Consider the following 12,036-nt stretch of genomic DNA (forward strand, 5'->3'; position numbering starts at 1 on the left):
TTTTTGAAATTTAATTCGATGTTTTCACCTATTGATATCGGGCCGATGAAGGTGCCTAACAGATTTGTCGTATCGCCAATGTGTAACAACTATGCAAATACAGATGGAACTTTATCAGATACTTCCCTTGCTTATTACAAAGAACGAGCACTTGGGGGTTTTGGGCTTATTACTTTTGAAGCAACGGTTGTAGATGTACGCGCAAAAGGTGGCGCAAATAAAGCATGCCTATATAGTGATCATCAAATTGCTAGTTTTAAACGAGTGATTGATGTATGTCACGATGCTGGAGCAAAAATTTCTGTTCAGTTACAGCACGCTGGACCAGAAGGAAATTCCAAAGTATCTGGTTATCCTTTAAGAGCAGCCTCAGCAATCGCCTCTGCTGCAGGGCGTAATACTCCGGAAGCCATTTCGCGTGAAGAACTTTATGAGTTGATTGAACTTTACGGAGAAGCTGCTTTACGAGCAAAAAAAGCGGGCGCCGATGCGGTTGAAGTTCACTGCGCACATGGTTATCTAGTAAGTAGTTTCTTATCTGCACGGACGAACAAACGTGTGGACGAGTTTGGTGGCTGTTTTGAAAACCGAATGCGATTACCTCGGCTTATTATTGAAAGTATTCGTAAACGTGTCGGTCATTCCATCGCAATTCTTTGCCGAATTAATAGCACGGATGGTGTGGAAGGCGGACTAAGTGTTCAAGATAGCGCAACAGTTGCAGCTTATTTAGAAGATTGTGGTTTGGATGGTTTGCATGTTTCTCGTAGCGTCCATATTCGTGATGAATACATGTGGGCGCCAACCGTATTGCATGCAGGATTTAGCTCTGATCTTGTAACACAAATCAAACGCGCTGTTTCTATTCCTGTAATTACTGTGGGTCGTTTCACAGAGCCGCATTACGCGGAATTAATGGTTCGTGAAGGCCGCGCTGACTTGGTTGCTTTCGGGCGTCAGTCTTTAGCAGATCCAGAAACACCAAACAAAGCTGCTGCTGGAAAACTAGACGAATTACTTCCTTGCATCGCTTGTCTTCAAGGTTGCGTTGCTAATATGTATGCCGGAAAACCCATTACTTGTTTAGTAAATCCGTTACTTGGACGTGAATCCGAAGCTTATTCACCTAAAACTCCAAGTAAAAAAGTAGTTGTCATTGGCGGTGGTGTCGGCGGGCTTTATGCTGGATGGATGGCTGGATCCCGTGGTCATGATGTGACAGTTTATGAAGCATCAGATATGATTGGCGGTCAAATGCGCTTAGCTGCCTATCCTCCTGGTAAAGGCGACTTAACAAACATGGTTCGAAGTTACATCAAAAAGTGTGAACAGTTCGATGTCGAAATTAAAACAAACACACCTGTAACACCAGAACTTATTCAAGAAGTTGCCCCAGATGCCGTCATTATTGCAACTGGCGCCACTCCACTTGTTTTGCCGATACCAGGTATTGAGGATGCTGGACTTATCCACGCAGTTGACTTACTTGATGGGAAAGAGAAATGTGGTCAAAAAGTGCTCGTAGTTGGCGGAGGTATGGTTGGTAGTGAAACAGCTGCATTTTTAGGTGAAGCTGGTCATGACGTCACCGTTGTAGAACTTCGCGATGAAGTCGGAGCAGACGTTATTTCTGAACATCGTAAATTCCTGATGCGTGATTTCGATGAATATAAAATCAAAAGTGTTACGAATGCAAAAGTAACGAGTTTCTTTGAAGACGGGGTAACCTATTCCCTAGCGGATAACAAAGAACACCGAATCGACGGATTTGACTCTGTTGTTCTAGCAATGGGATCAAGAGCCTATAACCCACTGGAAGAAGCTATAAAAAAAATGGTACCCGAAACCTATGTCATCGGTGATGCTATTCGTGCGCGCCGGGCATTGGATGCAACAAAAGAAGCACTAGACGCTGTATTACAATTATAATTTATCATTCTACTCGCTGTAATGTGCAGCGAGTAGGATTCATTCGGAGGAAAACAAAATGGAAAATAGAATTTCAGGAACGACTAGGCTTCTTGGCTTAATTGGGACACCCGTAGACCATTCAAAATCTCCAATCATGTATAATTACAGTTTTCAAAAAGCGGGGTTGGATTATGCTTACCTAGCTTTTGACACACCTATTGAAAAAGTTGCTGATACTATAAAAGCAATCAAGACATTTAATCTGCGTGGCGCAAACGTGACCATGCCTTGTAAAAGTGAAGTTTTAAAACACATGGATGACCTTTCCCCTGCTGCTCGGATGATTGGCGCTGTTAACACTATCGTAAATGAAGACGGGAAGCTAACTGGGCATATAACAGATGGCCTTGGTTTTATTGCAAATTTACGAGATGCTAGTGTAGATGTCACCGGCAAAAAAATGACTATAATTGGTGCTGGTGGTGCAGCTACAGCAATCCAAGTCCAGTGTGCACTTGATGGGGCCAAGGAAATCACCATTTTTAATATTAAAGACGCTTTTTATGACAAAGCAAAACAAACTGCTGCTTCCATTAAACAAGAAGTGCCAAATTGCATCGTACATATTTATGATTTGAACGATACAGAAAAACTAAATGCGGAAATTGCCACTAGCGATATCCTTGTTAATGCGACACTCGTTGGCATGCATCCGAATGAACACGAAACACCTATTAGCGATACATCCGTTTTTAGAAAAGAACTTATCGTTGCAGATATTATTTATAACCCTAAAAAAACGCAACTTCTACTAGATGCTGAAGCTGCTGGTTGTAAGACTGTAGGCGGGTTAGGAATGCTTTTGTGGCAAGGCGCTGAAGCATACAAATTGTTTACTGGTAAAGATATGCCAGTTTCAGAAGTAAAGAATCTATATTTCAACTAATAAATTCATCAGGATTTCGAGAGGAGAAAAAAATGAACGCAAAAAGATTTTATCCAACAGCAATAGCACTTTATTTTACTTATTTTATTCACGGTATTGGGGTATCCATTCTTGGCCAATACAAACAAGATTTCGCCGGAGTATGGGGAGCAGATAAGCTTTCTGATGGCACATTTGACGTAAGCATGGTTATCGCAGTTATCGCAGCACTTGGTTTAGGTCGCTTGCTGACATTACCAATTTCTGGACCCTTCTCAGATAAATTTGGGCGTAAACCGTCCGCATTAATCGGTGTTGCGTTATACGCAGTTTATTTCATCGGTCTTGCTTTTGCACCGAATATGTATATCGCTTACGCTTTCGCTTTTGTAGGAGGAGCGGCGAACTCATTCTTAGACACAGCCGTAACACCATCAGTTCTAGAAATTTTCACAAAAAATGGCGCCATTGCCAATATGTTTACTAAATTCTCTATCTCTATCGGACAATTTGTATTACCTTTCGCAATCGGTATGGTTGCGGCGGCAAATATGTCATTCCGCACACTATTCGTTATTACAATGGTCTTAATCGTTATTGATGGCTTAATCATCGCATTTATGCCATTCCCTCCAATGAACAATAATGTTGGCGGCGAAAAAGCAAAACCAGAAAAAATGAAATTCAATGCAACTAGTTGGGCTATAATCGGTATTGGTTTTACGTGTACATCCACTTTCCAACTATGGCTAAACTGCAACCAAGAACTTGGAAAATTATACGGTATGGCTGATCCAAGTAAAATTCAATCATTCTACTCACTAGGAACAATGTGCGCAATTCTAATTACCGCTGTTCTCGTGAAAAAATTTATTTTACCAGTCCGAATTCTAATCCTATATCCAGCAATTGCCACTTTAATGTTGCTAATTATTTATATCGTACAAACACCAACCATTTGCTTAATTGGTGGATTTGTCATCGGATACGCTGCTGCTGGGGGAGTTCTACAACTAGCTGTATCAACTGCCAATGAGTTTTTCCCAACAAACAAAGGGAAAATCACTTCAATTGTCATGATTTCTTCCAGTCTAGCAAACTATATTGTTTTAAACGTTGCAAGTTATATTACTAAAGCTGGTGGTATCGAAGGTCCGAAATATGTGTTATTATTCAATGTAGCGATAACTGTTATTGGTATCCTACTAGCAATCTTTGTCAATATGCGTTACAAAAACGAATCTAAAATTGCTACTAAATAATTTATTATTCAACTGAGCATTTATGATGCTCAGTTGAACTTACATATCATTTGTGAAGTAAAGCACAAACTTATGTATTTTATCTATATGAACTCACTGAAAAAGAGGGTATTTTTAATAAAAAGTCCTCATAAGTCATTACATAAAGGAGAGCAGACTATGAAAAACAAATATTTATCTACATCACTTGGTCTTTATATGAACTACTTTGTTCATGGTATGGCGTTAATCATCATTGCACAAAATATTGATTTTTTATCTCAAAAATGGCATACAGATTTGGCTGGTGCTGCCGGCGTTGTATCTTCCTTTGGGATTGGTAAATTATTAGCTGTATTTATTTCGGGAAGACTATCCGATAAATTCGGTAGAAAGTTGTCTGTTATTCTCGGCGTGTTTTTCTATATTATCTTTTTAGGCGGTATATTACTCAGCCCCAATACGATTATCGCATACATGTTTGGTATTTCTGCTGGGATAGCAAATTCCTTCTTAGATACAGGAACCTACCCCGCCCTTATGGAAGCTTATCCAAAAAAAGCTGCTTCTGCTAATATCATTGTTAAAGCTTTCGTACAATCTGGTCAATTCCTTTTACCATTCATGATTGCATTTATTTTAGCAAATAACTTATGGTATGGCTGGAGCTTTATTGTATTGATCGTTATTTTACTAATTAACTTACTCTATACATTAACGCGAACTTTCCCGCCGATGACTGTTGGAAAACCACTAGATGCAGCAGAACTTGCCGAAGAGAAAAAGCAAAAGTTTCATTTTAGTATAGATGAAATTTGTTTGATTTTATTTGGTTTTGTGGCCCAAACGCTTCTTTATATTATGAGCCAATGGATCGCTAAGTATGGTTCAGAAGTTATTCATATGACAGACGATGCTTCTAGACTACTTGTAAGTTATGCTAGTGTCGGAGCGATTATTTGTGTGTGTGTGACGTTTATTTTAGGAAATCGCGGCGTGCGAACGCTCCATATCTTAATTACTTATGTAACCATGACGATGCTCATCTCCTTTACACTGTTTGCTTTCCCAAGCGAAATCGTATGTATTGTTGGGGCTTTCTTATTGGGCTATTTCTCTGCTGGAGGAATTATCCAATTAGGTTTAACACTACTTGCGGAGGTTTCTGCTCGAGGAAAGGGTTTTGTCACTAGCCTTTATACTATTGCAGAAGGGATAGCTGTTTTCATTATTCCCTTGATTGCTGCTGCGATTTCCCGAATTGATATTGCCGCTATCTTCTTACTAAATGCTGGTATTGCGCTTTTCGGCCTCGCTCTCTTAATGATTGTATTTACAAGAAAGAAAAAATTTGCTCGAGATCATATTTAAAAAAGACCGAGAATTGATTCCTCAATTCTCGGTCTTTTTTAATGTTTCCGTAACGTCTTCCATTTGTACATGAGCATCCAAAAAGCAATAACAGATGCAACTAAAATCAGTATAATTTTAATTATTAAACTTATAACTTGTCCCGTCGGAATTAATTGATCGTAATTAAAACTTGCATAATGGCCACTTAAACAAATAGTCACATAAAGAGAACCAATGATAAGTATAGGGACCCGGAATTTATTATTCATTAAAAATCTACCATCGTTTTCCAAAGAAGCTGTTTTCATCGCATACCAGCTAATGGTTAACATTCCTATTGATAAGATAATTAATATGACAAATTCACTTAACGCTGTAGTTCCTTGTAAAATTGGCGTAGGTATTGCGTTATACAGCATAACTGCTCCACCATCAATATCCACTATTGTTTTTCCAGTAAAGAAAGCTTTAAAACCAATGATTAAATTAGTCAATGCGCCTGGAAACATGTATAAAAAGCTAACAATAGATCCAATCGCTATAATTCCGGCTGTAATTATCTCTCCAACCAAATTCCCGACTGCCACTGCTAACGTGTAAGAAAATAAATACAATAACAAAAAGGAACTAATATACATCAAAGAATCGCTCACACTGGGTAAATACAACCCCGGTATTTGCTGGTAAATATACCAAAACCTACAGAAAATGATGATTGGTACTAGTACGAAAATTAAAAGTAATGGAATAAGCATCTTATGCCAAAAAATTTGCTTCTTGGAGTATGGCAATCCAAAAGTAAAATAATCCATTTGCTTATTTTTCTCAAAAACAGTTAACTTTAACCCTAAAAACAGAAACACATAGAAGAAAAGCCCTAAATTCCCTTCAAAATCATAAGGAGTTAAACTTAAATCATTTTTTATTTCATTACCCGTCATTTGTTGATCTGCTGTATTATTTTTTTGAAATTCTTCAGACTGATAATAGTTATAGTTGTCATTAAACATACTAACCGCGTTCGTTGCAGTCGTAGCTTCAGAACCTATAAAAGCGATTAAAATAAATATAAATACCCACGCATTCTGACGCCATTCTTTCCAAAGAAGCCCTGCACTCATGATTTCTCGCCTCCTAGTTCTTCTAGATGATAAATAAACAAGTCTTCTAATGTGACTGCGAGTTCATCCATGAAAATTGGTTTTTCTTTTTTTATTGCTGCGTATAATTCTGTGTTCATATCTCGGAATAAAATGGTGTAAACACGGCCATACTTATTAATTACTTTGCCATTTTCCAGTAAAAAAGGTGGAATTTTTTTATTTTCAAAAGCGATCTGAATTTTAACAGCTTGTTCCCGAAGTGATTCAAGATGGTAAGACTCTTCAATATGATTATCTTGTAAAATATGAATATAGTCAGCAATCGGATCTAAATCAGCTAAACGATGGGAAGAAATAATAATGCCTAATTTCCGCTTCTCCACTTCTTCTAATAATATGCCCATAATTTTCTTTTGAGCAATTATATCGAGACCTTCCATTGGTTCATCGAGCAAAATAAATTCAGCTCCGATAGATAGGGCAAGAACGAGCCCAAAAAGACCTTTCATTCCTTTTGAATAATTTTGAAATTTTACATCTGTAGCTAGGTTAACTTGATTGAGTAAGTTATCAAATTTAGCTCCGTCGAATAATGGATAAGTTTTTTGATAGAATTTTTTTATCGTCGGAATCTTATAACCATCCCAACAATTTAAACTATCTTGAAGCATGAATAATTTTTGCTTTAATTGAGGGTTTTTGCTTAATGCCTCATCTAAGTACACATCTCCCTCATCAGGAATATAAAAACCCATAATAGTTCGAAAAAGAGTTGTTTTACCTACGCCATTTCGTCCGACTATACCAATAATTTCTCCTGGCTTTACTTCAAATGTTATTTTATCCAATAAGAGTTCCCCGTCAATTTTTTTGCTAAGTGAATCAACCTTCAACCATGTCACCTCCAATGATGTCTTGACTATATTCGTCTGATAATCTATGTATTTCTTCAACGTTAATTCCAAGGTAAACTAAATCGAGAATCGTTTCTTTTAATTTAATTTTTGTTTCTGCTAGTTTTTTTGGTGAACTTACTTTATCTTGTTGGTTCGCTATGAAGGTCCCTTTTCCTTTTACCGTGACAATTACTTCTTGTCGTTCTAATTCTTGGTACGCTTTACTCACAGTGTTTGGGTTCACTCCGATTCTACTTGCAAATTCACGTATAGATAATATCTTTTCTCCTTCTTGAAGTATCCCTTTGACAACTTGTTCTTTAATTTTTTGGACGATCTGTTCATAAATCGGTAGTTGACTTTTTGTGTTAATCGTAAACATCTCTCCCCCTGCTTTCATGAATTCTACTATAGAGAACTAATTGTACTAGTTACTATAGTACAGTAGATAAAAAAATAAATCAATTCTCTTTTTAAAAAGAAAATTGATTTATTTTTGCTTTTTCAAGTTTTAAGAGTGATTCTTTCATCCCTATCCCCCCGCTATAACCTGTTAATTTGCCATTTTTACCAATTACTCTGTGGCATGGAATAATGAAAAGTAGTGGGTTTCTTCCGATTGCCGTTCCAACTGCGCGCACGGCTTTGGGGCGATTTATCTGTGCTGCAATTTCTGTATACGTTCTAGTTTCTCCATAAGGAATAGCTTCCAATGCGTGAAATACTTCAAGTTGGAGAGGAGTAGCGGACAAATCCATTGGTACAGTAAAATACGTAAGTTCTCCGTTCAAATAAGCGACCAATTCTTCTTTATACATGTTCATTTTTTCTGGGCTTCGCTTGGCTGATTGAATCTTTTCTGCCTTTGTTCCAACGTAAAATAGCCCAGTTTTCGTCGCTGCGAAATAAAGCTCTGTGTCTGAAAAATGAAGCGTATCATAATATAAATCTGTCATTTCCTTCACCTCTTTCTAATGTTAATTATACGCTAAATTGAATAACATTTCTAACCAGTTTCACTATAAGAGCAAGATTAGAAAAGTTTTCCTCGCAATTTACCTTCATAACGTTTATGATTAATAAGAAGTTGAGGTGATAACATTGTCGGATTATTACTTAACCAAAAAAAGATGGCAAGCAATTTCAACGAATGATAAGACTGCTGATGGCACATTTTTCTATGGTGTTACATCTACGAAGATTTTTTGCTATCCTTCTTGTAAATCACGATTACCAAAAAAAGAAAACATCGTTATTTTCCATAGTGCGGAGGAAGCTTTTTCGCATGGCTACCGGGCTTGTAAACGATGTAAATCTGGTGGTACTGCGCTACCTGATACGGAGTGGATAACAAATATCGAAATGTATATTAAAGAAAATTTTGCCAAACCGCTCACTTTACAAATCATTGCGGATGATTGCCACGGAAGTCCGTACCACTTACACCGAACATTTAAGCGAATCACGATGATTACACCCATTACTTACCTTGAGAACGTCCGGATTAGTTACGCAAAAATGCAGCTAACCTCGACCAACCAATCCATTGAAACTATTGGAAAAATGGCTGGCTTTCCAAACCCCTCTCATTTTTCTACTACATTTAAAAGACATACCGGTTTGTCACCAAACCAATTTCGAAAAACAATAATAAAAAATTAAATTAGAACGGATGATTTGACTATGACACATGTAACATTACCTATTTTAGAAGACTGGGAAGGCCTTTCACTAACTACTATTTTGCAAGAAAAATTTCATCTCGGTAAAAAAGCGCGACATGAAATTCGCATGTCTCAAAATGTTTTGCTAAACAATAAGCCACTGGATGATTGGAATACGCCACTTTTCGTTGGAGCGAGTCTTTCTTTACCAGTTTTCTTACATGACAAAATCCCTGTCTATGAGTACGACTTAGAAATTATTTATGAAGATGATTTTTTACTAGTAGTGAATAAACCAGTTGATATGAAAACTCACCCAAATGATAGTTATGAAACAGATACTTGCGCGAATGCCGTGCAATATTACTTAGAAAAAACAGGCCAAGATGCGAACGCCCTAGCAGTTCACCGTCTTGATCAAACTACTTCCGGTTTAGTACTGTTTGCTAAAAACAAATTAGCTATCGCCGGCTTATCTTGGCAAATGGAAAATAGAGCGATTCACCGGACTTATCTCGCTGCAGTTGATGGTACTTGGGGACTCGTGATGCAAACAATCAACAAACCAATTGGCGAAGATCGTCACCACGGTTCCAGACGCCAAATCAGCCCATACGGTCAACCAGCAGTAACGCATGTTAAAGTATTAGAAAATGATAACGAAAAAAACACCTCTCTTGTAGAATGCCAAATCGAAACTGGTCGGACGCACCAAATTCGCGTTCATTTAAGCGGAATTGGCCATCCAATTATTGGCGATACGCTTTATGGTGGTTCCCCTCGTGCTAATCGCATCATGCTACATGCCGAAAAATTACATTTAAATCATCCTTTCAAAGGTAAAGAAATGAATTTTTCTGCTCCAGCTGGAGATGATTGGGTATTTTAAAAAGCCACAACATTACGTTGTGACTTCTGTACAAATTTCTACTTTTATTCCATTTGGATCTTCAAAAAATACAGCATAATGATTTTCACCGCCAGCAAAAGGATATCTTTCTTCATATAGAAGTTTGGTTCCTTTTGCTTTTAATTTGGCTCGAAAATCATCCACCCGTTCTTTTGTGCCACCATGAAATGCCAAATGATTGAGCCCAACTCGTTTGCGATGATAACCTTCCGCGACAAACGGTTCCTCTGTTTGCACAAATACTAAATACGTATCGGCGAATTTATAACTAAAGCCTTCATTCCAAGTCTGGTATAACTCATAAGAAAGTTCTTCTAACAGCCCTGACCAAAACAAGCGACTTTCTTCTAAATCAGCTACATATATTTCCACATGATGTAACATATCACGCCTCCCCGATGTGTTTAAGTGCTTCTCTTCGGCTTAACGGCGCAAGCGAGTGACTATTTACAAACTGACGAACTGCCCCGCTATCGACTTTTGCATATTGTCTGAGCGCCCATCCAATCGCTTTTTGAATAAAGAATTCTTTGGAATCCAGCCATTTTTCGCAATTGGAAAAAAGTAAATCTACATCGGTTTCTTCTTTGTACTTCAATTGAAATAAAATTGCCGTTCGAGCGAGCCAAATGTTATCTCCATTTATCCACGCTTCATTATAGGTAGGAATCAACTCAGGATATAGTTTAAAATGATTACTTACTACCGTTCCCGCTAGGCCATCCACAGTATCCCACCAAGATTTCGTTACAATTAATTGCTCATATACTTTTATCGCCTCACTAGGCTGTTTTTTACCGTAACGGCTTAATAAATCAATCGCCACATACTGAAATTCACGCTCTTCTTCAGCAAATAAGGCTATCGTAAATCCAAGTAAATCTTGCGGCGCCCCATTTTCTTTCAAATATTCCGCTACCAATTTTTTTCGTTCACCGGCTCTAATTCCCAAAAAAGTAAATTGATTTTTCATGTAAGCTTCCATTGGCGGAGCATCTATTAAAGAACGATTCGCGCGGAATACCATTTGAATATCTGTCATTCCGCATTCTCACCTGATAAATAAGCGCGTTCCCGTTCAATACTACTTAAAAAGTATTCTAAATCATCTGGATCTGGTCCAACACGTTTCCCCGTTTCTAAGCGATCAATTTTTTCCATATCAATGGCATCTAGTTGGAAATAGGACAAACGTGAATTCTCCTCAATCCGACTAGAAGTAATTGACTTCGGAAAAATAATCGTATTGCGGTTCAAATGCCATTGTAAAATCACTTGATCTACAGATGCTTGATGTTTTTTCGCAATTTCTGTAATCACCGGATTTTGCATTAATATTCCTTTAGCCAGCGGTGACCAGGCAGCGTGCGCGATATTCTGTTCCGCCAAATACTTACGAAGGTCATTTTGCGGTAACAGTGGATGCGTTTCCACTTGATTTAAAACTGGTTTTTCATTTGCAGCAACCAATAAGTCACTTAAATGATGTTGCTTGAAATTCGCAACTCCAATAGATTTAATCAATTTTTCGTCATGAAGCCGCTCCATCGCTCGCCATGAATCACGGTATTTCCCAGCTACAGGCCAATGAATTAAATACAAATCCAAATAATCCAACTTCAAATTCCGAAGTGTTCGCTCAAAAGCAAATAACGTTTCATCAAAGCCAAGGTCTCCGTTCCACACTTTCGAACTAATAAATAATTCTTCTCGTGAGACTGCGCTACTAGCAATTGCTTGCCCAACAATCGCTTCATTATTATAAACTGCCGCTGTATCAAACAAACGATAACCTACTTCAATTGCCTTTTCCACAGCACCAGCGATAAATTCTTGTTCTGTTACTTGAAATACACCAAGTCCAATATAAGGAATTGTCTCATTCCCCGGTAGTATCATTCTGTCTTGTAATGTTTTTGTCAAAACGAAACCCTCCTCACGAAAACTGTTTTGTGAACTTTTTCTCTTAAATGAATTATACACTATTTTCGCAAATTTATATTTTAAAACCAGTATACCGAAATGCGCCTTAC

13 protein-coding genes are annotated in these 12,036 nt (G+C 37.8%); 6 read left to right on the plus strand and 7 right to left on the minus strand.

What is annotated here, in order from left to right; genetic code table 11:
* The first annotated feature begins 3 nt into the window (after window positions 1–3).
* The 4 genes from LMOATCC19117_RS11640 to LMOATCC19117_RS11655 all read left to right on the plus strand — a co-directional run bounded on the left by LMOATCC19117_RS11640 (window position 4) and on the right by LMOATCC19117_RS11655 (window position 5,448).
* Window positions 4–1,929: an FAD-dependent oxidoreductase gene (locus tag LMOATCC19117_RS11640; protein WP_003727827.1), complete on the plus strand. Its 1,926-nt coding sequence runs from the start codon at window positions 4–6 to the stop codon at window positions 1,927–1,929.
* 58 nt (window positions 1,930–1,987) lie between these two features.
* The gene (aroE, locus tag LMOATCC19117_RS11645; protein WP_003727826.1) at window positions 1,988–2,857 is read left to right on the plus strand and encodes a shikimate dehydrogenase; all 870 of its coding nucleotides are present in this window, start codon (window positions 1,988–1,990) and stop codon (window positions 2,855–2,857) included.
* A gap of 32 nt (window positions 2,858–2,889) precedes the next feature.
* Window positions 2,890–4,098, plus strand: coding sequence for an MFS transporter (locus tag LMOATCC19117_RS11650; RefSeq protein WP_003725917.1), 1,209 nt, complete (start codon window positions 2,890–2,892; stop codon window positions 4,096–4,098).
* A 159-nt stretch (window positions 4,099–4,257) separates the two neighbouring features.
* Window positions 4,258–5,448, plus strand: coding sequence for an MFS transporter (locus tag LMOATCC19117_RS11655; protein ID WP_003725918.1), 1,191 nt, complete (start codon window positions 4,258–4,260; stop codon window positions 5,446–5,448).
* 38 nt (window positions 5,449–5,486) lie between these two features.
* On the opposite strand, the gene LMOATCC19117_RS11660 is transcribed toward LMOATCC19117_RS11655, so the two are convergent.
* The 4 genes from LMOATCC19117_RS11660 to LMOATCC19117_RS11675 all read right to left on the minus strand — a co-directional run bounded on the left by LMOATCC19117_RS11660 (window position 5,487) and on the right by LMOATCC19117_RS11675 (window position 8,385).
* Window positions 5,487–6,551, minus strand: coding sequence for a hypothetical protein (locus tag LMOATCC19117_RS11660; protein WP_003725919.1), 1,065 nt, complete (start codon window positions 6,549–6,551; stop codon window positions 5,487–5,489).
* On the minus strand, window positions 6,548–7,426 hold the full coding sequence (locus tag LMOATCC19117_RS11665) for an ABC transporter ATP-binding protein (protein ID WP_003727824.1): 879 nt from the start codon (window positions 7,424–7,426) through the stop codon (window positions 6,548–6,550). The genes LMOATCC19117_RS11660 and LMOATCC19117_RS11665 overlap by 4 nt, the downstream gene beginning before the upstream one ends.
* Window positions 7,416–7,811, minus strand: coding sequence for a GntR family transcriptional regulator (locus LMOATCC19117_RS11670; RefSeq protein WP_003725920.1), 396 nt, complete (start codon window positions 7,809–7,811; stop codon window positions 7,416–7,418). Before LMOATCC19117_RS11670 ends, LMOATCC19117_RS11665 begins: the two co-directional genes overlap by 11 nt.
* A 91-nt stretch (window positions 7,812–7,902) precedes the next feature.
* Window positions 7,903–8,385, minus strand: coding sequence for a methylated-DNA--[protein]-cysteine S-methyltransferase (locus LMOATCC19117_RS11675; RefSeq protein WP_003725921.1), 483 nt, complete (start codon window positions 8,383–8,385; stop codon window positions 7,903–7,905).
* A 145-nt stretch (window positions 8,386–8,530) separates the two neighbouring features.
* On the opposite strand from LMOATCC19117_RS11675, the gene LMOATCC19117_RS11680 reads away from it, so the two are divergent.
* Entirely contained in the window at window positions 8,531–9,091 is a 561-nt protein-coding gene (locus LMOATCC19117_RS11680) for a bifunctional transcriptional activator/DNA repair enzyme AdaA (RefSeq protein ID WP_003744500.1), read from the plus strand.
* A 21-nt stretch (window positions 9,092–9,112) separates the two neighbouring features.
* Entirely contained in the window at window positions 9,113–9,982 is an 870-nt protein-coding gene (locus LMOATCC19117_RS11685; protein WP_003725923.1) for an RluA family pseudouridine synthase, read from the plus strand.
* A gap of 12 nt (window positions 9,983–9,994) precedes the next feature.
* Here LMOATCC19117_RS11685 and LMOATCC19117_RS11690 read toward each other — a convergent pair whose 3' ends face one another.
* Genes LMOATCC19117_RS11690 through LMOATCC19117_RS11700 form a run of 3 tightly spaced genes read right to left on the minus strand, consistent with a single transcriptional unit; the run spans window position 9,995 to window position 11,926 of the window.
* Entirely contained in the window at window positions 9,995–10,387 is a 393-nt protein-coding gene (locus tag LMOATCC19117_RS11690; protein ID WP_003725924.1) for a VOC family protein, read from the minus strand.
* Window position 10,388: 1 nt separating this feature from the next.
* On the minus strand, window positions 10,389–11,045 hold the full coding sequence (locus LMOATCC19117_RS11695) for a DNA alkylation repair protein (protein WP_003725925.1): 657 nt from the start codon (window positions 11,043–11,045) through the stop codon (window positions 10,389–10,391).
* Window positions 11,042–11,926 carry an aldo/keto reductase gene (locus LMOATCC19117_RS11700; RefSeq protein WP_003730861.1) on the minus strand — a complete coding sequence of 295 codons (885 nt, stop codon included), beginning with the start codon at window positions 11,924–11,926 and terminating at the stop codon, window positions 11,042–11,044. Before LMOATCC19117_RS11700 ends, LMOATCC19117_RS11695 begins: the two co-directional genes overlap by 4 nt.
* Between the last annotated feature and the right edge of the window lie 110 nt (window positions 11,927–12,036).

Source organism: Listeria monocytogenes ATCC 19117, from assembly GCF_000307025.1.
GTDB classification, from domain to species: Bacteria; Bacillota; Bacilli; order Lactobacillales; family Listeriaceae; genus Listeria; species Listeria monocytogenes_B.

Excerpts from the sequence above, each read along its gene's own strand:
- aroE (WP_003727826.1), top strand. The coding sequence starts at position 1,988 with ATGGAAAATAGAATTTCAGGAACGACTAGGCTTCTTGGCTTAATTGGG.
- LMOATCC19117_RS11650 (WP_003725917.1), top strand. The coding sequence starts at position 2,890 with ATGAACGCAAAAAGATTTTATCCAACAGCAATAGCACTTTATTTTACT.
- LMOATCC19117_RS11655 (WP_003725918.1), top strand. The coding sequence starts at position 4,258 with ATGAAAAACAAATATTTATCTACATCACTTGGTCTTTATATGAACTAC.
- LMOATCC19117_RS11660 (WP_003725919.1), bottom strand. The coding sequence starts at position 6,551 with ATGAGTGCAGGGCTTCTTTGGAAAGAATGGCGTCAGAATGCGTGGGTA.
- LMOATCC19117_RS11670 (WP_003725920.1), bottom strand. The coding sequence starts at position 7,811 with ATGTTTACGATTAACACAAAAAGTCAACTACCGATTTATGAACAGATC.
- LMOATCC19117_RS11675 (WP_003725921.1), bottom strand. The coding sequence starts at position 8,385 with ATGACAGATTTATATTATGATACGCTTCATTTTTCAGACACAGAGCTT.
- LMOATCC19117_RS11685 (WP_003725923.1), top strand. The coding sequence starts at position 9,113 with ATGACACATGTAACATTACCTATTTTAGAAGACTGGGAAGGCCTTTCA.
- LMOATCC19117_RS11690 (WP_003725924.1), bottom strand. The coding sequence starts at position 10,387 with ATGTTACATCATGTGGAAATATATGTAGCTGATTTAGAAGAAAGTCGC.
- LMOATCC19117_RS11695 (WP_003725925.1), bottom strand. The coding sequence starts at position 11,045 with ATGACAGATATTCAAATGGTATTCCGCGCGAATCGTTCTTTAATAGAT.